This window comes from Sphingopyxis sp., from assembly GCF_016704835.1.
Classification (GTDB): domain Bacteria; phylum Pseudomonadota; class Alphaproteobacteria; order Sphingomonadales; family Sphingomonadaceae; genus Sphingopyxis.
On sequence record NZ_JADIZJ010000001.1, the window covers coordinates 46355 to 69119 of the forward strand.

Annotated in this window: 27 protein-coding genes and 1 pseudogene; 18 read left to right on the forward strand and 10 right to left on the reverse strand. The window is 64.2% G+C overall.

Annotation, left to right across the window (positions count from 1 at the left end; translation table 11 throughout):
- The first annotated feature begins 3 nt into the window (after window positions 1–3).
- Together IPF76_RS00210 and IPF76_RS00215 are read left to right on the forward strand one after the other, a co-directional pair.
- Window positions 4–435: a hypothetical protein gene (locus IPF76_RS00210; protein ID WP_293838049.1), complete on the forward strand. Its 432-nt coding sequence runs from the start codon at window positions 4–6 to the stop codon at window positions 433–435.
- Window positions 436–515: 80 nt separating this feature from the next.
- Entirely contained in the window at window positions 516–1187 is a 672-nt protein-coding gene (locus IPF76_RS00215) for a glutathione S-transferase family protein (RefSeq protein ID WP_120218272.1), read from the forward strand.
- 9 nt (window positions 1188–1196) lie between these two features.
- Here IPF76_RS00215 and IPF76_RS00220 read toward each other — a convergent pair whose 3' ends face one another.
- Window positions 1197–1799 carry a YdeI/OmpD-associated family protein gene (locus IPF76_RS00220; RefSeq protein ID WP_293838056.1) on the reverse strand — a complete coding sequence of 201 codons (603 nt, stop codon included), beginning with the start codon at window positions 1797–1799 and terminating at the stop codon, window positions 1197–1199.
- Window positions 1787–2512: a bifunctional 2-polyprenyl-6-hydroxyphenol methylase/3-demethylubiquinol 3-O-methyltransferase UbiG gene (gene ubiG, locus IPF76_RS00225; protein WP_293838059.1), complete on the reverse strand. Its 726-nt coding sequence runs from the start codon at window positions 2510–2512 to the stop codon at window positions 1787–1789. The genes IPF76_RS00220 and ubiG overlap by 13 nt, the downstream gene beginning before the upstream one ends.
- 159 nt (window positions 2513–2671) lie before the next feature.
- Here ubiG and IPF76_RS00230 point away from each other — a divergent pair, with 159 nt between their 5' ends.
- The gene (locus tag IPF76_RS00230) at window positions 2672–3919 is read left to right on the forward strand and encodes an aspartate kinase (protein WP_293841816.1); all 1248 of its coding nucleotides are present in this window, start codon (window positions 2672–2674) and stop codon (window positions 3917–3919) included.
- A gap of 94 nt (window positions 3920–4013) precedes the next feature.
- Here IPF76_RS00230 and IPF76_RS00235 read toward each other — a convergent pair whose 3' ends face one another.
- The gene (locus IPF76_RS00235; protein ID WP_293838062.1) at window positions 4014–4589 is read right to left on the reverse strand and encodes a septation protein IspZ; all 576 of its coding nucleotides are present in this window, start codon (window positions 4587–4589) and stop codon (window positions 4014–4016) included.
- A gap of 285 nt (window positions 4590–4874) precedes the next feature.
- On the opposite strand from IPF76_RS00235, the gene IPF76_RS00240 reads away from it, so the two are divergent.
- The 6 genes from IPF76_RS00240 (at window position 4875) to IPF76_RS00260 (ending at window position 9116) form a co-directional block, all read left to right on the forward strand.
- On the forward strand, window positions 4875–5705 hold the full coding sequence (locus IPF76_RS00240) for a glycine zipper 2TM domain-containing protein (RefSeq protein ID WP_293838065.1): 831 nt from the start codon (window positions 4875–4877) through the stop codon (window positions 5703–5705).
- 187 nt (window positions 5706–5892) lie between these two features.
- Entirely contained in the window at window positions 5893–6438 is a 546-nt protein-coding gene (locus IPF76_RS00245; RefSeq protein ID WP_293838068.1) for a hypothetical protein, read from the forward strand.
- Window positions 6439–6636: 198 nt separating this feature from the next.
- Window positions 6637–6864, forward strand: a complete 228-nt coding sequence (locus IPF76_RS20670) for a hypothetical protein (RefSeq protein ID WP_366498859.1) — start codon at window positions 6637–6639, stop codon at window positions 6862–6864.
- Between the two features lie 60 nt (window positions 6865–6924).
- Window positions 6925–7161 carry a hypothetical protein gene (locus IPF76_RS20675; RefSeq protein ID WP_366498861.1) on the forward strand — a complete coding sequence of 79 codons (237 nt, stop codon included), beginning with the start codon at window positions 6925–6927 and terminating at the stop codon, window positions 7159–7161.
- A gap of 110 nt (window positions 7162–7271) precedes the next feature.
- On the forward strand, window positions 7272–8549 hold the full coding sequence (locus IPF76_RS00255) for a M28 family peptidase (protein ID WP_293841819.1): 1278 nt from the start codon (window positions 7272–7274) through the stop codon (window positions 8547–8549).
- 114 nt (window positions 8550–8663) lie between these two features.
- A complete protein-coding gene (locus IPF76_RS00260; protein WP_293838071.1) occupies window positions 8664–9116 on the forward strand; it encodes a PilZ domain-containing protein in 453 nt (150 codons plus the stop codon).
- Between the two features lie 238 nt (window positions 9117–9354).
- Here the strand turns inward: IPF76_RS00260 and ctrA are convergent, their stop codons facing one another.
- Window positions 9355–10062, reverse strand: a complete 708-nt coding sequence (ctrA, locus tag IPF76_RS00265) for a response regulator transcription factor CtrA (protein ID WP_088443381.1) — start codon at window positions 10060–10062, stop codon at window positions 9355–9357.
- A gap of 140 nt (window positions 10063–10202) precedes the next feature.
- Entirely contained in the window at window positions 10203–11129 is a 927-nt protein-coding gene (locus IPF76_RS00270; RefSeq protein ID WP_293838074.1) for a LysR family transcriptional regulator, read from the reverse strand.
- A 251-nt stretch (window positions 11130–11380) separates the two neighbouring features.
- Here IPF76_RS00270 and IPF76_RS00275 point away from each other — a divergent pair, with 251 nt between their 5' ends.
- From IPF76_RS00275 to IPF76_RS00305, 7 genes and pseudogenes are all read left to right on the forward strand, one after another.
- Entirely contained in the window at window positions 11381–12079 is a 699-nt protein-coding gene (locus IPF76_RS00275; RefSeq protein ID WP_293838077.1) for a pirin family protein, read from the forward strand.
- A 122-nt stretch (window positions 12080–12201) separates the two neighbouring features.
- The gene (locus IPF76_RS00280; protein WP_293838080.1) at window positions 12202–12798 is read left to right on the forward strand and encodes an NAD(P)H-dependent oxidoreductase; all 597 of its coding nucleotides are present in this window, start codon (window positions 12202–12204) and stop codon (window positions 12796–12798) included.
- Window position 12799: 1 nt separating this feature from the next.
- Window positions 12800–13606 carry a class III extradiol ring-cleavage dioxygenase gene (locus IPF76_RS00285; RefSeq protein ID WP_293838083.1) on the forward strand — a complete coding sequence of 269 codons (807 nt, stop codon included), beginning with the start codon at window positions 12800–12802 and terminating at the stop codon, window positions 13604–13606.
- Between the two features lie 24 nt (window positions 13607–13630).
- A pseudogene (locus IPF76_RS00290) lies at window positions 13631–14291 on the forward strand (RNA pseudouridine synthase).
- The gene (arfB, locus tag IPF76_RS00295) at window positions 14284–14685 is read left to right on the forward strand and encodes an alternative ribosome rescue aminoacyl-tRNA hydrolase ArfB (protein WP_293838086.1); all 402 of its coding nucleotides are present in this window, start codon (window positions 14284–14286) and stop codon (window positions 14683–14685) included. The pseudogene IPF76_RS00290 and the gene arfB overlap by 8 nt, the downstream one beginning before the upstream one ends.
- A gap of 10 nt (window positions 14686–14695) precedes the next feature.
- Window positions 14696–15286, forward strand: coding sequence for an SOS response-associated peptidase family protein (locus IPF76_RS00300; RefSeq protein WP_293838088.1), 591 nt, complete (start codon window positions 14696–14698; stop codon window positions 15284–15286).
- An 87-nt stretch (window positions 15287–15373) separates the two neighbouring features.
- Window positions 15374–15697 carry a PilZ domain-containing protein gene (locus IPF76_RS00305; protein ID WP_293838091.1) on the forward strand — a complete coding sequence of 108 codons (324 nt, stop codon included), beginning with the start codon at window positions 15374–15376 and terminating at the stop codon, window positions 15695–15697.
- 111 nt (window positions 15698–15808) lie between these two features.
- Here the strand turns inward: IPF76_RS00305 and IPF76_RS00310 are convergent, their stop codons facing one another.
- On the reverse strand, window positions 15809–16234 hold the full coding sequence (locus tag IPF76_RS00310) for an EVE domain-containing protein (protein ID WP_293838094.1): 426 nt from the start codon (window positions 16232–16234) through the stop codon (window positions 15809–15811).
- A 124-nt stretch (window positions 16235–16358) separates the two neighbouring features.
- Between IPF76_RS00310 and IPF76_RS00315 the strand changes: the two genes are divergently transcribed.
- Window positions 16359–17288, forward strand: a complete 930-nt coding sequence (locus IPF76_RS00315) for a 2-oxoglutarate and iron-dependent oxygenase domain-containing protein (protein ID WP_293838097.1) — start codon at window positions 16359–16361, stop codon at window positions 17286–17288.
- Between the two features lie 579 nt (window positions 17289–17867).
- Here IPF76_RS00315 and IPF76_RS00320 read toward each other — a convergent pair.
- Genes IPF76_RS00320 through IPF76_RS00330 form a run of 3 tightly spaced genes read right to left on the reverse strand, consistent with a single transcriptional unit; the run spans window position 17868 to window position 19698 of the window.
- On the reverse strand, window positions 17868–18272 hold the full coding sequence (locus tag IPF76_RS00320) for a ribose-phosphate pyrophosphokinase (protein ID WP_293838100.1): 405 nt from the start codon (window positions 18270–18272) through the stop codon (window positions 17868–17870).
- On the reverse strand, window positions 18248–19066 hold the full coding sequence (locus IPF76_RS00325) for a DUF1295 domain-containing protein (protein ID WP_293838103.1): 819 nt from the start codon (window positions 19064–19066) through the stop codon (window positions 18248–18250). Before IPF76_RS00325 ends, IPF76_RS00320 begins: the two co-directional genes overlap by 25 nt.
- The gene (locus tag IPF76_RS00330; RefSeq protein ID WP_293838106.1) at window positions 19063–19698 is read right to left on the reverse strand and encodes a lysophospholipid acyltransferase family protein; all 636 of its coding nucleotides are present in this window, start codon (window positions 19696–19698) and stop codon (window positions 19063–19065) included. The genes IPF76_RS00325 and IPF76_RS00330 overlap by 4 nt, the downstream gene beginning before the upstream one ends.
- 126 nt (window positions 19699–19824) lie before the next feature.
- Between IPF76_RS00330 and IPF76_RS00335 the strand changes: the two genes are divergently transcribed.
- Window positions 19825–21231 carry a M20/M25/M40 family metallo-hydrolase gene (locus IPF76_RS00335; protein WP_293838109.1) on the forward strand — a complete coding sequence of 469 codons (1407 nt, stop codon included), beginning with the start codon at window positions 19825–19827 and terminating at the stop codon, window positions 21229–21231.
- Between the two features lie 138 nt (window positions 21232–21369).
- Here IPF76_RS00335 and IPF76_RS00340 read toward each other — a convergent pair whose 3' ends face one another.
- A complete protein-coding gene (locus IPF76_RS00340) occupies window positions 21370–22710 on the reverse strand; it encodes an acyltransferase (protein WP_293838112.1) in 1341 nt (446 codons plus the stop codon).
- Between the last annotated feature and the right edge of the window lie 55 nt (window positions 22711–22765).

A 22765-nucleotide genomic window follows, 5' to 3' on the forward strand; every position in this document is an offset into this window, starting at 1 on the left:
GCCGTGACACGTTTGACCATGATCGCTCTCCCCCTGCTCGTGCTCGCCGCGCCGCTCCCCGCGGCCGCAGCCGATAGCGAATTGCGCGATACCGTCGCAACGCTCAACGATCCGGTGGCGCAGGACCGCATGGCCGACACCATCACCGCGATCGTCGGCGCGCTGATGCAGATGCCGGTCGGCCCACTCGCCGACGCCATCGCCCGCGTCGATCCCGAATCCGACGCCGCCTATATCCCACGCGACGCAACGCTGGGCGAGGTTGCGGGCCGCGATCCCGATTATGCCGATCGCATGGGCGCCGACGTGCGCGCCACGACGCGGATGGCCGGACAAGCCGCTTCGGCGCTCGCCGTTTACGCCCCGGTGCTCAAGGACATGGCGCGCGACATGGCCGCACAATGGGAACGCGAACGCGCCGCCCCGCGCCGCTAAGCTGACAATCCACAACTCGGGAGCATCGCAGCGCGCCATACCCGTTGCGCGCGGCGCCCCGCTGCCGCTATGCCGGGCGCATGTGGCAACTCTATCAATTCCCGCTCTGTCCCTTTTCGCGCAAGGTGCGCCTGTTGCTGGGCGAAAAAGGCGTCGGCTATGAATTGGTGCGCGAATCGCCGTGGGAGCGCCGCGACGAGTTCATCGACCTCAATCCGGCGGGGCGCACCCCGGTGATGGTTGATCAGGCGCGCGGTCAGGTGCTGATCGACAGCATGGCGATTGCCGAATATTTCGAGGAAACTGTCGAAGGCAAGGCGATGATCAACGGCACCGCGGCCAACCGCGCCGAAATCCGCCGCCTGACCGCGTGGTTCGACCATGATTTCTACTATGAGGTCACCGGGCCGCTACTATTCGAGCGCATGCAAAAACGTATCGTCCACCGCCAGCCGCCCGACGGCGGTGCGCTGCGCGAGGCGATGAAGGCGGCGAACAACCATCTCGACTATGTTGATTACCTCATCGACCACCGCACCTGGCTCGCTGGCGCGACGATGAGCCTCGCCGACCTGACCGCCGCGGCGCATATCTCGGTCGCAGATTATCTCGGCGGGATCGACTGGACGGGGCATGAGCAGACCAAGGGCTGGTATTCGGGACTGAAGTCGCGGCCAAGCTTTCGTCCGCTGCTCGCCGAGCGGATGGAAATCGTGACACCGCCGAAATATTATGAGGATGTCGATTTCTGATCGGACGGATCAACAGCCTTTATACTTCCAGTTCCGGTCCTTTCCCTCGGCAACCTGCGCGACGATCGTTTCGATACGCTTGAGGCGCGTTTCCTCGCGCTTCGCCTCGATCACCCATTCGATATAGTCGCGGCGCTTGCCGGGTGAGAATGCATCCCAATGACTTTGGGCTGCAAAATTGGCTTTGAGCGCTGTGCCGAGATCGGCAGGCAGATCGAGCGCTGGCTTGCGCTTCGGTGGCGGACGTTTCGGCTTACCTTCGTCGCAGAGCGCCACCGCCTTCACAATCATCGCCGCCATCGCTTCATCGCTCGGCAGATCAGCCAGCGACGCCAGCCGCCCCATGCTGCCCATCGCGCCCTTGTTGCGCGGCGAGCCCGTCACCTCCTCGTCGCGCCAGAAACCAAAGGTCGCATGATCCTTAAACGCCGCCATGCCCGCGAAATTCTGCCTGCCGAGCACGAAATGCGGCACGCCCCATTTCAGCGTTTCGTAGGCGCCAGGCGCATGGTAATGCACCAACTCGCGCAAATGGCTCAGGATCGGCTGCGCAAAGGGCTGCACCTTCGCGATATAGGCATCGACGCGCGGATCGCGGATTAAGCCGGCCACCGCGCAGCGACCAGATAGTTGAGCGCCTCGCTGCCGCCGAGCTTGAAGCCCTTGGCGAGCGAGGGCAGCAGGCCGGTGCGGTCGACGACTTCAAGACCCGCGTCTTCTAGCAGCTTGGTGAGTTCTTCGGGCTTCAGAAACTGATCCCAGTCGTGCGTCCCGCGCGGCACCGCACCGACGCGCTCGGCAGCCTCGACGAGCAAGAGTTTCGACAGCATCGTGCGGTTCGGCGTCGACAGGATCATCAACCCGCCGGGCGCCAGCCGTGCTGCGAGTTCGACGATAAAGGCGGCGGGATCAGCGACATGCTCGACGACTTCCATCGACGTGACAAAGTCGAAGGTCGCGGGAGGCAGCGCAGCCAGTTCGCCCGCAAAATAATCGATCGTCAGCCCCTGCCCCGCCGCATGCGCCCGCGCCGCGGCGATATTCTCGGGCGCCGCATCGACGCCCGTCACCTTAGCGCCCATCCGTGCCAGCGGCTCGGCGAGCAGCCCCGCTCCGCAACCGACATCGATGGCGCTCCGCCCAGCCAGCGAAAACCGCTCGCGCGCATCGCCATGCCAATGCGCGTCGATCTGCGCGCGGATATACGAAAGCCGCACCGGGTTGAGCTTGTGCAGCATCGCCGACGACCCGTGCGGATCCCACCAGTCGGCGGCGAGTGCCCCGAAATGGGCGGCTTCTTGCGGGTTGATCGTGGCAGCACTCATGCCCCGCGATGTGGCACTCCGCCTCGCGCCATGCAAGAAATTCTATCTGCTGCGAGCCAAGCCGGTCTTGCCATCGCACGCCCCCTTGCCTAACAGCCGAGCGCCGCAGAAAAGCTTGGAAAAGTTGCGGTGGAAACCAGATCAGGAAAGCGGGGCGACATGGCGCGGATCGTGATGAAATTCGGAGGCACGTCGATGGCGGGCACCGAGCGGATTCGCACCGTCGCGAAACTCGTCGCGCGCGAAGTCGCCAACGGCAATCAGGTCGCGGTCGTCGTCTCGGCGATGGCCGGCGAAACCGACCGGCTCGTCAATTTCTGCCGCGAGGCTAATCCGCGCTACGATCCCGCCGAATATGACGTTGTCGTCGCCGCGGGCGAACAGATCACTTCGGGCCTGCTCGCGCTGACGTTGCAGGCGACGGGCACGCCCGCGCGCAGCTGGCTCGGCTGGCAGCTGCCGATCCGCACCGAGGAAGCTCATGCCCGCGCGCGTATCGCCGATATCGACACCGGCGCGCTAAGCGCCGCGATGGCGCGCGGCGAGGTTGCGGTGATCCCGGGCTTTCAGGGTCTGATGGACGACGGCCGCGTTTCGACGCTCGGCCGCGGCGGGTCGGACACCAGCGCGGTCGCGGTCGCCGCGGCGCTGAAAGCCGACCGCTGCGACATCTACACCGACGTCGACGGCGTCTATACCACCGACCCGCGCATCGTCGCGCGTGCGCGCAAGCTCGACTATGTCACCTATGAAGAAATGCTCGAACTCGCGAGCGTCGGCGCCAAAGTGCTTCAGACGCGCTCGGTCGGGCTGGCGATGAAGATGGGCGTGCGCGTTCAGGTGCTCTCCAGTTTTGTCGAGGGCGACGAAGCTCCCAAAAAAGGCACGATGATCGTCAGCGACGAGGAAATAGAGGAACATCAGATGGAACGGCAGCTGATCACCGGCATCGCCCACGACAAGAATGAAGCCAAGGTTATCGTCACCCGCGTGCCCGACCGGCCGGGCGGCGTTGCCAATATCTTTGGCCCGCTCGCCGCGGCCGGGATCAACGTCGACATGATCATCCAAAACGTCGGCCGCGACAAGGGCGAGACCGACGTGACCTTCACTGTGCCGCAAACCGACCTGCTGCGCTCGATCGACCTGCTCGACGCCGCAAAAGACAAAATCGGTTTCAACCGCATCATCAGCGACGACAAGGTTGCCAAGATCAGCGTCGTCGGTGTCGGCATGAAGAGCCACGCCGGGGTCGCGAGCACGATGTTTCGCGCCTTGGCCGATCGCGGCATCAACATTCAGGCGATCTCGACCAGCGAGATCAAGGTCAGCGTGCTGATCGACGAGGATGAAACCGAACTCGCGGTGCGCGTGCTGCACACCGCTTACGGCCTCGACGCCGACTAAGGCGCTCGCGCGAATATTTTCCCCTGCGAAAGCTGGGGCCAATACCAGTAGAACATCCATTGGGGCCCGGCTTTCGCCGGGGAATAATCTTCTTCTATTCAGCCGGATGCAGCCCGCCGGCACGGCGGCGGAGCCGGGTCTGCGTGATGACATGCACCACCGCGATATGGACGGCGAACAGGCCGAATTTCGACGCAAGCGGAAAGACGCCGATGAACAGCGGCCACCAGGCTGTAGAAAAGAGTGCGACGATCAGGTTGAGCGCGGCGCTCGCGAACATCATCGCCGCCCAGATCATGCCGAACCGGTCCATCACGTCACCGACGATAGCCAACTGCGCCGGGGGAATATAGCGACTGAGCCAGCCCTTGCGCAGCATCACCGTCCCGACGATCAGATAGACGATCGTCGGCTTCGCCATCACAAAGCGCGGATCGCCGGTGAACAACGTCGCTGCGGCGGCGAGGAGCACCGACGCCAGGCTGATCCACTGCAACGCCGCGACTTTGTGCCCGCTCGCGAGTTCATATCCAACGACTGCGACCGCGACGACCGTGCCGGCGACTGTGGCCGGGCCGATCCCGGCACCAACGGTCAGCAACACCGCAAATACGATGACGCCGAGAGAGTCGAACAGCATCGGTCCGATGGCATAGAGCATGGCACGCATGAGGCATCGTCTTCCGGGGAATCAATGTTGTCGCCGTCAACATTGACGTCTGCGGCGCGCGGGGTCAAGAATGAATTTACATCGTTAACATTGGGCGCGGCGAAACGCGCCAGGCGCACGGTGGGCACGACGGGTCGCGGACATCGCTTCCCGCCGCTCGCCACTGCCCTTAGCTGACCCAAATCGGGACGACATCCTCACGGTTAACGGATTCGCGAAAAGCCGCCGATTTTGCTAACAAGCTGTTAACCAATCGGCCCGGTCCGAGGGAACAGGGAGTCAGTCATGCGCACGTTCGTTTTGTTGGGGGTGGCCGCAGGGTCGTTGTTGCTGGCGGGCCGTGCCCATGCCGAAACGCCGATGATCGACGCGCGCGCGCCCACCGACGTGGCTGTCAGCGCCTCCTATAATCATGATCCGCGCCCCGCGCTCGATTATGGCACGCCCGCCGATCCCGATGTCCGCGTCTACACGGGCCATGCCGATCGAGTGCCGAGCGAAGTCGAATATCGCCGCGTATCGGGTTACGACGCCGAAGGCCGCTGGACCGGCACTTGGAACGGCACCTATGAAACGCCCGACGGTCGCCGTTACGACGGCAGCTATGAAGGCACCGTCGAGGGCCATGGCGCCGGCTATCCGCCGCCTCCGCATCACTATTATGGCGCCGGTTACGACCCGCGGCATGACGCAGAAATGGAACGCCGCTGTGGCCGGGGGGGCACGGTAGGCGGCGCGGTTGTCGGCGGTGTCGTGGGGGGCGTCGTCGGCAACCGCATCGCCGGGCACGGTGATCGCACCGCGGGCACGCTGATCGGCGGCGGCCTTGGCGCGCTCGCCGGTGCTGCGATCGGCGATGCGTCGGACAAGAAGAAGTGCGAAGCCTGGTGGTCGAGCCGCGGTTCGCACCATGGCGGCTCGACCTATCATCAGAGCGGCTATGGCTACTACACCCCCGGCGTTGTGGTCACGACGATCATCACCGGCGGGGCGCCGGTCGTGACCGAAACGGTCGAGACGACGACGCGGACCTTTTATGAAAATGTGCCGGTGCGGAAACGCTATGTGGCAAAGAAAAAATGGAAGCCCCGGCCCATGCCGCGCTGCGCCTGCTGATTACCCGACAGGTCTGGTCACCTGGAGTTCGAAGGCCCGCCGTCGCAACGATGGCGGGCCCTTACCATTTCGAGACTCGTCTCGTCCCGTGAGAGCAACGGTTCAGCGGCGCGAAAGCATTGACCGCGTAGCGCATAAATATCGCGGGCCGGACCACCCTTTGCCCGCCCTTGGGGAGTATCCCTCGATGCGTAAATTCACCAGCCTTGCCGCCGCCGCCGCGGTCGTCGTCACCTCGGTCGGCATCAGCGCCGTCCCCGCCGAAGCGCGGTCGCGCCATGGCGGCTGGGGCTATCGCCATCACGACCGCGTCAGCACCGGCGACGTCCTTGGCGGCCTGCTGATCATCGGCACCATCGCCGCGATCGCCAGCGCCGCGAGCAAGGACAAGCGCGAGCGAGCACCCAATTATCGTTACGACCCGCCGTATCGCGACGACCAGCGCTATGACCAGCGCGACAGCGATTTTGTGCCGCCGGTCGACGATCGCCCGGAAACCGGCGACTCGCGCCCCTATCGCGATGGCGATGCCCAGACGCGCGCCGCCGATGCGTGCAGCTGGGCGGTCGAGGCCGAAATGGGCGACGATGCGCGCGTCGATCGCATCGACGGCACCGAGGCGAATAATGGCGGCTGGTACGTCACCGGCACCGCGTCGCAGCTGGGCGGCGAGGTTCGCAGTTTCGGATGCAGCTATCGCAATGGCCGCGTCGTCGACGTCAATTTCGGCTGAACCTGCCCCTTGATCAACAGCTTATGCGGGGCCGCGTCGCCTGAGGGTGGCGCGGCCCTTCGCTTTGAAGCTGAACGCCAGCAAAACCAAGGCTGAACGCCAGATAAGCGACGGGTTCAGCGTCGTGTCACCCCCGAATCGGTAGAACGTCTCCAACAGGCTGCAACGCTGCTGCCTGCGCCTAAAGGAGACCGAACCATGGCTATCAAGACCAACCTGACCAAGGCCGCAATTGGTGCGGCCGCCGCTGGCGCGATGTTGATGAGCGCCGCGCCTGCCGCTGCCCGCGACCGGTATGACCGCGACGGGATCAGCGCGGGCGAAGTGATCGCCGGCGCCGTTGTGCTCGGAGGCCTCGCCGCGATTTTGTCGAGCGGCAACACCGACCGATATGATCGTTATGACGACCGTTATCGCGCCCGCTAGAACGACGCGCGCTACGGCTATGGCTACGATTATAACCGCTATGGCAACAGCCGCAGCGCCGTGAACCAGTGCGTCGGTGCGGTCGAAAACGGCAGCCGCCGCTATGGCAACACCGACGTCACTCAGGTGACCAGCATCGATCGCAAACGCGATGGTTATAAGGTGAAGGGCCGCGTCGTCGTCCGCGACGGTTACGGCGGTCGCTGGGGTCGTGGTGGCTATTACGATCAGGGCAAATTCACCTGCGACATCCGCTATGGCCGCGTGCAGGACATCCGTTTCTCGGGCCTGCGCTAACGTCAAAGCCCCTCCCCGACGGGGAGGGGCTTTTCTTTGTGCCTGCAACGCCGCATGAAGCGGGGATGATCAAACACAGTCTGCTTGCCGCCCTGCTCCTCGCCGCACCCATGGCGGTGCACGCGAAGGACGCCACCCCCGCCGCCGACCCCGCGCGCTTGAAAGCCGACGTCGAAAAACTGGTGTCGTTCGGCACTCGCCATACGCTGTCTTCGGCGACCGATCCCAAACGCGGCATCGGCGCGGCGCGCAATTGGGGTGCAGCCGAGTTTGGACGCATTTCCAGGGCTTGCGGCGGCTGCCTTAAAGTCAAACGCATCGCCAATCGCTTTGACGGGCCGCGCGCGCCCGACGGCGTAATCGTCGAAAATGTGTTGGCGATCCAGAAGGGCACCGGCGACCCCGCGCATGTCATCATCATCGCGGGGCATATCGACAGCCGCGTCAGCGACCCGATGAACTTCACCGCCGACGCGCCCGGCGCCAACGACGATGCCTCGGGCACCGCCCTCGTGATCGAGTCCGCACGCCTGTTATCGAAACAGAAGCACCGCGCGACGATCGTCTATGCGCTTTTGTCGGGCGAGGAACAGGGATTGTGGGGCGGCAAGCTTCTGGCAAAGCATGCGAAAGACCAGAACTGGCAGGTCGCGGCGATGCTCAACAACGATATCGTCGGCGGCACTCACGGCACCGACGGGTCGATCGTCGACAACCGCGTCCGCGTGTTCAGCGAAGGCATCCGCGCGTCGGAGGATCTGGCCGCGCAACTCGCGCGGCGCGGGATCGGCGGCGAGGACGATGGCCCGTCGCGCGCGCTGGCCAAGGCAGCGATCCGCGCCGGACAGCAGAGCCCGGCGATCGGGCTGGAAGTGCTCGCGGTGCGCCGCCCCGACCGTTTCCGCCGCGGCGGCGATCATCTGCCGTCGCTCGAGCTGGGTTATCCGGCGATCCGCTTCACCGTCGGAATCGAGGATTATGACCATCAGCATCAGGATCTGCGCACCGACAATGGCCGCAAATTTGGCGACACTGTCGACGAGATGGATTTTGCCTATCTGGCGCGCGTCACCGCGCTCAACGTCGTGCTGGCCAGCGAGCTTGCCGCCGCGCCGCCCGCGCCCACCAGCGTCAGCATAGATGGCGCGGTCAGCTCGAACACCACAATCAAATGGTTGCCGATCGCCGGCGCCGCCGCATACCGCATCCACTGGCGCCGCGCCGATAGTATGGCGTGGACGGACAGCCGCCAGGTCGCGGGCGATGCTCCAGCCGAGCTGATGCTGCCCGGGGTAATCGTCGACGATCATTTCTTCGGCGTTTCGGCGCTTTCGGCCGATGGCAGTGAGAGCATCATCACCTTCGGCGGGCTGCCGCCCGCGCCCTGACCCGTAAATATTACCGAACACGCTATACGAAAATTTACCTTCCGCTGTTACCGCGACAACGGGACCATAATTATCGGCCGACGTGGGGGTCGGGCGACAGCAATGGGTCGCGCCATGTCAATTCCCGAGGCTCCCCCAGCCTCACCTCCTTCGGACGAGAAGCGCCAGCCGCGTCAGTCGCGCCTCGTCAAGGCGGCGCTTGCCTGCACGCGACTCGGTCAATTCGATGTAACGATCCGCAACGTGTCCGAAACCGGTATCGGTGGGCAGGCGCCGGGCGCGCTGCATATCGGTGAACGAATCACGGTGTTCCTGCCCGGTCACGAACCGATGCTCGGCACGGTGCGCTGGGTTGCGGGCCATCGCTTTGGCATCCAGACGGACCGACCGGTCGAGGCCTCACGTCTGCGCGCGGCGCATGGCAGCGGGGCTGCCGTTCCCGACCATATCGCGGGGTTCGAAATCGTCCCGCCGCCGACAGCGCCGGCGCGGCGCCCGGGACTGGTGCTGGGGAGCGCGCAGCCGTCGCAGTTCGGGCGCAGCGTTTGGCAGGGCAAGCAGCAGTAGGGGCAGGGTTGATCTTCGGGATGGACCGAGCTGGCGCTGGCTGCGTCGCGGTATGACCGCCGCCCTCGCGAAGGCGGGGGCAGCTGTCGTCTACGCGGCGACGAGCGAATTTGGCCTGTCACGGCCCTGCCTTCGCGGGGGCGATGGCAAAATCGGCAAACCCAAGCCCCACAAGAAAACCGGCGCGGATTGCTCCGCGCCGGGTTCCCTCGGTTAACTCGTGGCGAGAAGCGAAGCGTCAGGCGACGCGGCGCACCTCATTGCCCTCGTCGTCGATGTCACGCAGGACATAACCGCGGCCCCAGACCGTCTCGATGTAATTTTCGCCTTCGCACGCCAGAGCGAGTTTTTTGCGCAGTTTGCAGATGAAGACGTCGATGATTTTGAGTTCGGGTTCATCCATGCCACCATAAAGGTGGTTCAGGAACATTTCCTTGGTCAGCGTCGTGCCCTTGCGGAGCGAAAGCAGCTCGAGCATCTGATATTCCTTGCCGGTCAGATGCACGCGGGTCGTATCGACCTCGACCGTCTTGGTATCCAGATTGACCGCCAGCTTGCCCGTCTTGATGACGCTCTGGCTGTGACCTTTCGACCGGCGGACGACCGCATGGATGCGGGCGACCAGCTCGTCACGGTGGAACGGCTTGGTGACATAATCGTCGGCACCGAAACCGAACGAGCGCACCTTGCTGTCCATTTCGGAAATGCCCGAGAGGATCAGCACCGGCGTCTGCACCTTGGCGGTGCGGAGCTTTTTGAGCACGTCATAGCCGTGCATGTCGGGCAGGTTCAGGTCGAGCAGAATGATGTCGTAATCATAGAGCTTGCCCAGATCCAAGCCTTCTTCACCGAGATCGGTGGTATAGACGTTGAAGCCTTCGGTCGTGAGCATCGTGTCGATCGCCTTGGCGGTCGTCGGCTCGTCCTCGATCAGCAATACGCGCATTGGGCACCCCTTGATTGTTTCCCACGATAGCCCTGCATTTTCGACCGCATGACCATCCTGCGATGCCACCGACCGACCCCTGTTGCGGACTGCCGGAACATTAACCACGAAACTAATGAAGGGAAAAGGTTAATTTTGATTTAACCCGCAGAACTCCGCGAGTCGCGGCCGATGCACGACCGCTTCAGCGTCTCGACCAGATGGTCGGCCAGCGCCCGCACTCGCGCCGGGCGCAACCGTGACGGCGGCGACAACAGGTGCAGATAGGCCTGCGGGATCGACCAGTCGTTAAGGATCCGAACGAGCGCCCCCGACGCCAGCGCCTCCTCTGCGATGAAGTCGGGCAGCACCGCAATACCGCCGCCCGCAATCAGCAGCGGGATCATGATGTCGCCATTGTTGGTGAACAGCGGCCCGGTCGGGATCACCGTCGCTTCCTCACCGTCGCGACGGAAGTGCAGCGGCAAAGAGCGCTCGCGGTGCCCGTAACCGATCAACCGATGCGATCCGAGATCGAGCGGATGGCGCGGCGTCCCGCGCTGTTCCAGATAAGCGGGGCTGGCGATCACCGATGCCGCAACCGGCGCGATCGTCCGCGCGAGCAGGCTCGAATCCTCCATGCTCGCGATGCGCAGGCCCAGGTCGATGCCCTCAGCAATCAGGTTGTGGCGCGCATCGCTCAGCATCACCTCGATCTCGACAGCGGGGTGCATCGCGAGAAACGCGGCAAGTGGCCCGCCGAGCACCTTGATCCCAAAGCTCATTGGCGCCGCCAGCCGGATCGGTCCGGCGAGATCGACGCGGTCGCCCCGCGCCGCCTCGGTCGCCGCGGTCGCCGCCGCCACCATCGCATGCGCCTCTCCGAGTAACCCGGCGCCAGCGGTCGAGACAGTAACGGTGCGCGAACTGCGATGGAGCAACGCAATGCCGAGCGATGTTTCAAGGCGCGTCACGGCCTTTGACACGCTCGCCTTTGACATCCCGAGGGACGCTGCAGCGGCGGTAAAGCTGCCGCTGTCGGCAACGGCGGCGAAACAGGCCCAGCCTTCATAATCGGGTAGCAACATCAAACCTTCCCGCTCTCACTCCGTTCGTGCTGAGCTTGTCGAAGCACCGTCCTTCTTCTTGCGACTGCCCGCAGACAGAAGAGCCGTTCGACAAGCTCAGGGCGAACGGATCGAACGACATAGATTGCCGTCAAAACGGAAACGATACATTTCCATCTACGCTATTTCAGAAACGATCCCAAACCCTATCTTGTCCTCAACACAGCAGCCCGCCGGGCATTCAGCAACGGCGCGACGGAAAGGACAAGGCAATGATCGACATTCGCAAATTCGACACGCTCGGCCACGCCGACCACGGCTGGCTCGACGCCCGCCACCATTTTTCCTTTGCCGATTACCATGACCGCGATCGCATGGGGTGGGGCGCGTTGCGCGTCTGGAACGACGACGCCATTGCGGCGCAGTCGGGTTTCCCCCCGCACCCCCACCGCGACATGGAAATCATCACCTATGTCCGCACCGGCGCGATCACCCACCGCGACAGCATGGGCAATCAGGGCCGTACCGCTGCGGGCGACGTCCAGGTGATGAGCGCCGGGACCGGCGTGACGCACAGCGAGTTCAACCTTGAGGACGAGGAAACAACATTGTTCCAGATCTGGATCATGCCTGACCGTGATGGTGGAAACCCCGGCTGGGGCGCACGCCAGTTTCCCAAGCATAACCGTTCGGGCCAGTTTGTGACGCTGGCAAGCGGGATCGAAAGCGACATCGACGCGCTGCCGATCCGCGCCAATGCTCGCGTCGCGGCGGCGACGGTGAATGCGGGGGAGAGCATCTCCTACGACCTCGAAGCTGGGCGCCATGCCTATCTGGTCGCCGCTAAAGGACGCGTTCGGGTCAACGGCACGGAAGCCGATCCGCGCGACGGCATCGCGTTGCGCGATGTCGGGATGATCACCGTCGAGGCCATCGACGACGCCGAACTGGTGCTCGTCGACAGTCTATGACGACGCCCACGGGCCGCCGTCTTGTCCCCTCCCTTGAGGCGGCGGTCCACCCTGGTGCCGCGAGTTCCCCCGGCTCGCGGCACCTCCCCATCGCTCCCAATCCAAACCAAAGGAGTCATCACATGTCCCATATTCTTCGCATCGACGCCTCGGCCCGCCACAGCGGTTCGACCACCCGTCAACTCGCCGACCAGCTCGTCACCCGCCTCGTCGAACAGGGCTATGGCAGCGCCGTCACCCGCCGCGACCTCGCGCTCACCCCGCCCGCGCTGCTGACCGAAAGCTGGGTCGGTGCCAATTTTACCGACGATGCCGACCGCAGTGACGACCAGCGCGCCGTGCTCGCCCATTCGGATGAGCTGATCGCCGAACTCGAGGCCGCCGACACGATTGTCATCGGGGTTCCGGTTTACAATTTCGCCATCCCCGCCGCGCTCAAGGCGTGGGTCGACCAGATCGCCCGCGCCCGCCGCACCTTCCGCTACACCGAAACCGGCCCCGAAGGGCTGCTCAAAGGCAAAAAGGCCTATCTGGTCGTCGCATCGGGCGGCGTGCCGGTCGGCAGCGACTATGATTTCGCCACCGGATACCTCCGCCACGTCCTCGGTTTCGTCGGGATCACCGATGTCACTGTGATCGAGGCGGGCCAGCAGATGATGGACGGTGAAGCGGTGACACGCGCGACCGCCGCCATTGATGAACTGAAGCAGGTCGCCTGACATGTCGAAGCGCCTTCTGCCGAGCCTGTTCCTTTCGCACGGTTCGCCGATGATGGCGCTCGAACCCAGCCCGGCGCGGGATTTCCTCGCCGGGCTGGGTAGCCTCTTCCCGCGCCCGCGCGCCATTCTGGTCGTGTCGGCGCATCATGACGCGGCGTATCAAGGCGGCCGCTCCGCGGTGACCGCTTCGCCTGCGCCGCCGACGATCCACGACTTCGGCGGCTTTCCGGACGAACTGTTCGCGATGCGCTACCCCGCGCCGGGCGATCCGGCGCTAGCGCACCGCATCGTCGGCCTGCTCGCCGACCATGGGGTCGCCGTGACCGCCGATCCCGACCGCGGGCTCGACCATGGCGCGTGGGTGCCGCTGTCGCTGATGTATCCGCAAGCCGACATTCCGGTCGTTCAGCTGTCGATCGCAGCGAACGCGCCACCCGAATGGCATTTCGCGCGCGGTCAGGCGCTGACGCCACTCCGCGATGACGGCGTGCTGATTATCGGGTCGGGCAGCATCACGCACAATTTGCGCGCGCTGTTTTCCGAGCGCCTCCCGATCGACGCCCCTGCGCCGACATGGGTCACCGGCTTCACCGACTGGATGGCCGATCGCATGGCGGCGGGCGCCGTCGACGATGTGCTGCATTGCGTCGAACGCGCGCCGCACGGTGCCGACAATCACCCGACCCCCGACCATATCCTGCCGCTGTTCGCCGCCATGGGCGCGGGCGGGAAGCAGTTCCATGCTGAGAGACTGCACCACAGTACCACTTATGGCTTGCTCGCGATGGACGTTTACGCTTTCGACTGAACGCCAGCCCGCCTATAGCGCGCCATGCTCCTTTCAGACCGTGTCCTGTTCCTCGATGGCGAGGCCCTCGTCATCGACAAGCCCGCTGGCCTCCCGGTCGACGCCCCGCGCGACGGCAGCATCAGCCTTGCGAATCATCTCGACCTGCTCAACTGCGGTGCACCGGCTCGACCGCGACACCTCGGGCTGCCTTCTGCTCGCGCGCAATCCCAAGGCGCATGGCCGCTTCACCCGCGCATTCGAGGACCGCGAGGTCGAAAAGCAATATCTGGCGATCGTCGACGGCGTACCCGACGCCGACAGCGGCACGATCAACCTGCCGCTGAACAAGGTGTCGAGCGCAGAGGATGGCTGGCGGATGGTCGGCGATCCGAAAGGCAAGCCGTCGATTTCGCATTGGGAAAAGCTGGCCGTGGTCGATGGCCGCAGCCTGCTGCGCTTTCGCCCCGAAACCGGCCGCACCCACCAGATCCGCGTCCACGCGCACGAAGGGCTGGGCTTCGCACTCGTCGGCGACCCCATCTATGGCCGTGGTGGGACGAAGACGCGCACGCTGCTCCACGCCGAACGGCTGGTCGTAAAACGTGACGTCAAGCCGTCAGTAATCGCCGAAGCGCCGTTCCCCGACGCCTTCGTCGCCTTGGGCTTTGCTGCGCCGGAGGGAGCGGAACCAACGCGTGGCTGAGATCTCCGAAAGCGCGATTTCGGAAAAGTTTCTCGCCGGGACGGGACCGGGCGGGCAGAATGTCAACAAGGTCGCGACCGCGTGCCAGCTGCGCGTCAATGTCTATGCGCTGGGGCTCGATCTCGAAACCTTCAAGCGCTTGAAAACACTCGCGGGCAGCCGGATGACGACCGACGGCGAGCTAATCATTCTGGCGCGCCGATATCGGACCCAGGAAGGCAACCGCGCCGATGCGCGCGAGCGGCTGTCGGCGCTGATCGACGCTGCGCTGGTGCGCCCCGAACGCCGGATCAAGACCAAGCCGAGCAAGGCCGCCAAAGCGCGCCGTGTCGACAGCAAGAAAGCGCGCAGCAGCGTCAAGGCCGGACGTGGACGGGTGCGCGGGTCCGACTGAAACGCTCACGATGACAAGTCTTTACCGTCTCGACGCTCCCGCCGCCGCGATCGCCGCGGCGTTTGCTGCCGAGGCGGGCGAAGACCCATGGACCGGCGATTATGTCGCCACCGGTCGGCCCGCGCCGGTGATCGTCAGCGACGGCCGCGGCGGCGCGCGCCGTTTCCTGCGCCCAAAGCTGTGGGGCGTGCCGCCCCCGCCGCGCGGCGACCGGCCGGTGACGCATGTCCGCAACCTGCAAAGCCCGTTCTGGATCGGGACGCTGCGCCACGCCGAACTGCGTTGCCTGATCCCCGCCACCGCCTTTGCCGAGTGGTCGGGACTGGAGGGTGCGCGCCGCCAGCGCTGGTTTTCGGTGCCGTCGCTGCCGATCTTTGCCTTTGCCGGCATTCACCGTCAGGGCGAGGACTGGCCCTGTTTTGCAATGCTCGCCACCGATCCCAACTGGCTGGTCGGCCAGTATCAGCCGCATGCGATGCCGGTGATCCTGCACCCCGACCAGCATGCCACCTGGCTGAGCGGTGAATGGCGCGACGCGCTAGCGCTTGCCGCCCCCTTTCCCGGCCAATTGATGACGGTCGCAGACACGCCGCCAATGTAGGCAAAATTCACCATGTCTCTTCACTTCGAGGTAACCACCGACGCGCTAGAAGCGTGGAAATGAACATATAGGACTGGGACCAAAGCAGTGCTGGGCAATCGCATCATCGAAACCAAACGACCCGCCGTCACCGGCCGCCGCGCCGAACGGGCACCCGTGAAAGGGCGCGCGCGCTATCGCGAGCCGGGGCTGAACCCCTTTGACGTTGAATTGTTCGACCTGTCGTCGACCGGCTTTCGCATGGTCACCTTTTTCCGCCCGCAGATCGGCAAGCATATCTGGGTCAATCTGCCCGGGTTGCAGCCGCTCGAAGCGGTCGTGCGCCGCGCCGACGGCAACAGCTATGGGTGCGAGTTCGTCGATCCATTGCATCCGTCGGTGGCGAAGCATTTGCAGGTGAAGCTGCGCTAATCGGTCGTATCAATCGGCCGTCATTGCGAGAAGCCGAAGGCGACGCGGCAATCCAGAGCAGCGCGAGTCCGCCTCCGGATTGCTTCGCTTCGCTCGCAATGACGACAGGGTTTAGCCCTCCGCTTTTTCCGACTTCTTCAAAATATGCTTCCACTCCTCAGGCGTCACGCGCCCGACTGAGAGCCGCGACTGGCGGATCAAATCCATGTCGGCGAGCTTCGGATCGGCCTTGATCGCCGCCAGCGTCACCGGATGCGTCAACGCTCGCACCGGTTCGACGCGCACCACGACCCACGGCGCGCCTTCGTCAGCGGTCGGGTCGGGGAACGCCGTTTCGGTGACGCGCATGATCCCGACGCATTCCTTCCCGATATTGCTGTGGTAAAACAACGCTTCGTCACCGATCTGCATCGCTTTCAGATTGAGCTTGGCAGTGTGGTTGCGCACCCCGTCCCAGATGCCGGTGCCTTCGCGCAACAGCTGCTCCCACGGATAGGCGTCGGGTTCGGATTTCATCAGCCAATATGATTTTGCCATGCCGCTCTCTTAGCAAGCATCGGCGGTTTGAAAAGAGCGAGCCTCTTTCCCTGCCCCGCCGACACCCCTACATGCGGGAACAGAGTCGCGGTCGCCCAAGCGCCGCCCCAAAATGGATGATGATATGACCGCCGCTGTTCCCACCATTTCGATGTCGCTTCCCGCCGACGAGTTCGCCCGCAATTTCGGCGCCTCGTTCGAACGCTTCGGCTTTGCGATGATCACCGATCATGGCATCGACCCGGCGCTGATCGACGATGCCTGGGACAAAGCGAAAGCCTTCTTCGCGCTGCCCGAAGACACCAAGCGCGCCTATCACATCCCCGGCGGCGGCGGCGCGCGCGGCTACACGCCGTTCGGGACCGAGATCGCCAAGGGCGCTAAGGAAGTCGACCTCAAGGAATTCTGGCACGTCGGCCGCGACCTGCCCGCCGGACACCGCCTCGCCGCGCAGCAGCCAAACAATGTCTGGCCCTCCGAGGTCGACGGATTTCGCGCCGTTTATGACAAATTGTTCGCCGAGTTCGACCGCGTCGGCGGGCAATTGCTGTCGGGCATCGCCCGCTACCTCGGCCTCGCGCCCGATTTCTTCGACGACACGGTGCTCGACGGCAACAGCGTGATGCGCCTGCTCCACTACCCCCCCGTCGAAGCGCCCGCAAAAGGCATCCGTGCCGAGGCACATGAGGATATCAACACGATCACGCTGCTGCTCGGCGCCGAAGAAGCAGGCCTCGAAATCCTCGACAAGGATGGCAGCTGGCTCCCGGTCAGCCCGCCGCCGGGTGCGATGGCGGTCAATGTCGGCGACATGCTCCAGCGGCTGACCAACAACAGGCTCCCCTCCACCACCCACCGCGTCCGCAACCCCGACGCGGGCCGGGCGAGCGTGGCGCGTTACTCGATGCCGTTCTTCCTGCACTTCCGTTCGGACTATCCGATCGAGACGCTCGAAAGCTGCATCGATGAGGCGCATCCGAACCTGTATCCGACGCCGATTACGGCGGATGCGTATCTGCAGGAACGTCTGCGCGAGATCGGGTTGAAGAAGTAGCCGATGTGAAACAGGAAAGACGGCGCTGGAATGCCAGCGCCGACCCCGGCATTCACTGCCCTTGGTAAAGTGACCGCGCGTATTGCAGCCTGCGAACACTTGATGCGTGAAACTCTCGGCGGTCTAGAGGTTGAAGCGGCAAAGCGGGCCGGGAATGCCGGTCCGGACCGATTCAAATCCTACACCGCGAAAATGCGCAAAGGGGACTTTGGTCAATTGTCCCACCGCCTCCGAACGAAGTTCAAACTTCCTGACGATCCTTGGCTCCAAATCTTAAAGGACGCCAAAGAAATGCAAAATGCAGTAGCGGATGATTTTTGGTCGCCAAATTATGCGCTTCTTCGATCTGAAACTGGAATTGAGATTATCGTTCGGCATTGCAATTTGCTCACGAGTCATTTCCAATATCTCGGCGAAGAACTGTTGCATGTGACAGGCTTGGGTTTGCAGGCTTCTCTTCAAACGATCGACGATCCTGGATTTATCGAAGATACGATTGTGGGTTTCGACGAGAAGCTGATGGCGGCCGACGTCGCCAGCGCGAATCTGCGACCGTGGGTTCACGCGATCAGCGCGGCCCTACCGCCCCTCCCAATAATCAAACACCGCCTGCTGCTGCTCGCGGATAAACCGCGCCGCCGCGGCGCCCTCCCACGGCCCGTCATAGCCGAGCAGCAGCGCAATACCGCCGACCCACCAACCCTGCCCCGGCAGCCGATCCGATTCCCGCACCACCAGCACCGCGAGATCGGGTTCGCCGTCGAGCGCGCACAGCCGGTCGACCTCGGCCAAGGTCTTGCACACGGCGCGCATCTTGGGTCGGGTGAAGCGAAACCCCAGGTCGCCGAGCAGTTCGGAGTAGCTGACCGCGCGGCCTTCGCGCGCGGCATCGGTCAGGATCGCGCGGATGCGCGGGGCGTCGCCGAGGGCGCTGGCGTCGGCGGCCAGCGCCGCACCGCCTAAACCTTGGTCTTTGGCGGCCATGGAATGAATCCGGAGGTTCGCGCGACATAGGCGGCATAGTCGGGCCGCGTCTTGTGCAGCCCTTTTTCGAGCAGCGCCTTGCCCGACCATTTGGTGAGGGTGAAGGTCAGGAACACCGGCCCGATCACGCTGGCCAGCGCGACCCACGGCCCGATGTCGGCGGCGATCAGCCACAGCCCCCACCATGTCAGTGCGTCGCCGAAATAATTGGGATGGCGCGTGTAGCGCCACAGCCCGGTGTCGAGCACCTGCCCCTGGTTCGCGGGATTCTTGCGAAACGCATCGAGCTGCGCATCCCCGATCGTCTCGAACGCGATGCCGATCAGCGCCGCAACGACGCCGATAGCGGCGAGGAGGCCGACGCCGCTCGCCGCCGCGCCGCCGCTCGCCCAGATGCCGATCTGCGCCGGCAGGCAGGTGACTAACAGCAACGGCGCTTGGGTCAGGAAAACGGTGAGCAACGCCGCCTTGGCCCAGCTCCACTTTTTTGTTTCGATCGTGCGCGACAGGATCTTGGTATAGCGCGGATCTTCGCCATGCTTGACCCAGCGCAGCCCCAGATGGATCGCCAGCCGCAGCCCCCACAGGCTGGTGAGGCCGAGCAGCAATTTGGCATGCAGCGCGTCCGATCCCGCCTGCCACGCCGCACCCCATGCCAGCAGCACCATGCCGAAAGCCCAGAAGGCATCGATGAACGACACGTCGCGGATCGCCACCGAGATCGCCCACAGAATCAGGGTCACCCCAAGCAATCCGGCGAAATTAAGTGCCAGCAGCAACAGCAGGTCGGTCATGCGCACATCTCCATCTCAGGTTCGTCGTCGCCGACAATATCATCGATCGAGCGCACCGCGCGGTCAGGAATTTTGGGGACGCAGGTGCGATACACCTCGAGCACCTTGAGCATATCGGCGCGAAAATCGCCGCTGGGCCAGATCAGCGGGCCGAGGCCGCCGGTCTTGGTGCCATAGTCCATGAATCCGACGACCATCGGCACCTTTGCCGCCAGCGCGATCTGATAAAAACCCGTGCGCCATTTCGTCGTCTTGCCGCGTGTCCCTTCGGGCGCGACGGTCAGCATGAATTCGGCGCGGCGCGCGAATTCGGCGACCATCTGCTCGACGACATTGCCGCCGCCGCGGCGATCGACCGGCACCCCGCCCATCTGCTTCATGAAGCCGCCGAGCGGCCAGCGGAACAGCGACAATTTGCCCATGAAATGTGCGCGCAGCCCCAGGTCGGCGGTGAGGCCGAGGAAATTGACGAAATCCCAGTTGCTGGTGTGCGGCGCCGCGATCAGGATGAAGCGCCGTGGTTCGGGCACCTGTCCCAATGCGCGCCAACCGCGCGCCCGATACATCGCCAGCAGCAATCGCCGCACCATCCGCGCCACCGGCCCCGGTGGAACATCGCTAATCGTCGTCACGCCGTCTCCTCTACCCGGCGCACGGCTTGCGCGAAAGATCGGGGCTTCGCAAGGGGGCGCGATGACGGGTTGCGGCCCGCGGCGCTTTCTGCTCCCTTCGTCGGCCGAACCAGAGAGGGAAATACGATGAAAATGCTGGCTGCGCTGCTGTTGTCCACGCTGACGGTGAGCACGCCCGCGCTCGCCGCCTACCCGGCACCGCGCCCCGACCAGCTGGCGTTTCGTGAAATCTACAAGGAACTGGTCGAAACCAACACGACGCTGTCATCGGGCAGTTGCACGCTGGCCGCCGAGCGCATGGCGGCGCGATTGAAAGCGGCAGGGATCCGGGACGCCCAGCTGACCCTGTTCGCGACCCCCGAAAAGCCGAAGGAGGGCGGCCTTGTCGCCGTCTATCCTGGCACCTCGAAGAGTGCAAAACCGATCCTGTTGATCGCGCATATCGACGTCGTCGAGGCGAAGCGCGAGGATTGGGAGCGCGACCCATTCGTGATGGTCGAGGAGAATGGCTATTTCTATGGCCGGGGCGCCGCCGACGACAAGGCTCAGGCGGCGGTGTGGGTCGACACGCTGATCCGCTTCCAGAAGGCGGGGTACAAGCCCAAACGCACCGTCAAGATGACGCTGAGCTGCGGCGAGGAAACCAATGGCGCGTTCAACGGCATCGAATGGCTGGCGGCGAACAAGCGCGACCTGATCGACGCCGAATTTGCGCTTAACGAGGGCGGCGGCGGCGACAGCGACGGGAAAGGCAAGGTGATCGGCCAGTCTGTGCAGGTCGGCGAAAAGACCTTCGCCAACTTCCGCCTCGAAACGCGCAACCCCGGCGGTCACAGCTCGGCGCCGGTCCCCGCCAACGCGATCTACCAGCTCGCGCGCGCGGTGACAAAGATCGAGGAGTATCGCTTTCCGCTCGAAATGACCGCCACGACGCGGCGCTTCTTTGCCGAGGCGGGCGCGGTGCGCGGCGATGCGACCGGCGCCGCGATGGTCGCGCTCGCCAAGAACAACGATGACAAGGATGCCGAGGCGATCGTCAACAAGGATCCGTTTCTGCACAGCAATTTGCGGACCACCTGCGTCGCGACCTTGCTCGACGGTGGCCACGCCGCCAACGCGCTGCCGCAGCGCGCCGGGACCAATATCAACTGCCGCATCTTTCCGGGGCACAGCATCGAATCGATCAAGGACGAGCTGGCGAAGGTGATCGGCGACCCCGGCGTCACCATCACCCAGCTGCCTCCCAAACGCCCCGCCCCGCCCGCACCACCGCTCGATCCCAAGATCATCGGGCCGATGGAAAAACTGGTCGCAAAATATTGGCCGGGGCCGAAGGTCATTCCGTCGATGGCGAATGGCTATACAGACGCGACCTTCCTGGGTGCGGTCGGCATCCCGACCTATGGCATCCCTGGCTTGTGGGGCGACCCGGACGGAAATGGCGTCCATGGCCTCAACGAACGGATGGAAGTGAAATCGGTTTATGTTGGGCGCGACTATATGTTCGATCTGGTGAAGGCCTATGCGGATTAGCCGTCGCTGAGCCGACCACTGGAACGAACTGGCAATGACCGCTGCGGACATCGATCTTCCCTGCCGCGAAGCGATGGGGAGGATCGGCCGGATGCCGCTCCTTATTTCAGACCGCCCCAATCGACGCCAACCGACGCCTCACCGGTCCGGCCCTGCCAACCGATGCACCGGCCCGAACTGCGCAACCGCTGCGCCGACGAACGGCAGCGCGACGAGCCATAGCCGCACCCCGGTCACACCTTCGGGGCTCGCAATGCTGATCGCCGCCGTGGCGCCGAGCCCCGCGCAGATGAGCAGCAGCCCGACGATCAGCCGCCAGTGCGGGACCGACCTGCCGCTGCCGCTCGCGCGCTCGTGGCGCGCAAAAGCCATGATCAGCGGAAAGAGCGTCACGATATAGAGGGCGAACCAGATCGGCCGGGTGAGCCACCACGCCGCGCTGCCCGGAGCGACGCCGAGGCCGATCCCGCCGAGCAGCCATGCCGCGATCATCACGAGCACAAACGCGGTGAGGTGCCACAGATAGATCGTCATGATCATTCCGTTGACGAGCACCACCGCGGTCCAGAGGCGTAAATTTTCGAGCATCCGCCGCCCCACTGGTTCCAGCGCAAGCGCGAAACCGCTTTGGGCAATGCCCAACGCAAGCAAGGCCAGCGTCGGCGGCATCGAATTGCTGAGCCCGCTCCCCGGCACGCCAATCATGGCGACCGGATAAGGTCCAAGGCCGACGAGGAGACCGAGCGCAAGCAGTCCGCCGAAGCCCCACGGCAGCGCCCTGCCCGGCGCCAGCCTCCCTTCGCTCCAGGCAAAGCCGAGCTGGTGGATCGCCAGCCAGACGAACGCGAAGTTGAGGAAATTTACGTGAGGGACATCGAAGCGTAGCGATACGACATCGATCGCGACTGCGGCCGCGACAAACATCCAGAAGGATGCGAACCCCCAGCGCTTCCAAGCCCTCCATGTCAGCGGCACCACCGCCGCGACCATCAGATACACCGCGAGGAACCACACCGGGATCAGCGCCAGTTGCGCCGCCATCGCAACCACGCCGCGCTCGATACCCAACATCGTGCCGAACAGGGCAACGATCGTCCAGATCAGGAACAGCGGTAGCACCGGGTTGATCAGCCGCTGCAGCCGTCCGCTGTACCAGCTGTCATAACTGCCGCCTTTTCGCAGCGTCGCCGCCCACGACATGCCGTTCGAAAACCCGCCAACAAGGAAGAACAGCGGCATCACCTGAAACCCCCAGGTCAGCCACTGCGTCCACGGCAAGATACCGAGCAGGTGCCCGCCCTCGACCGCGCCATCCTTCATATAGGGCGCAGCGACCAGCCAATGCCCGACGACGACCGCGAGGATCGACAGAGCGCGGAGGAAATCGACATAGCGATTTCGTTCCGGCGGTGCCTGCTCCGCCATCTCTTTGGCGCGCGACCAGACACTTTTGCGAACGGCGCCAGTGGTTTCGTTCAAAATGTCGTCCCTCTTGAGATTGTTCGCACAAGCTAGTGTCGCTCAACACTAACGC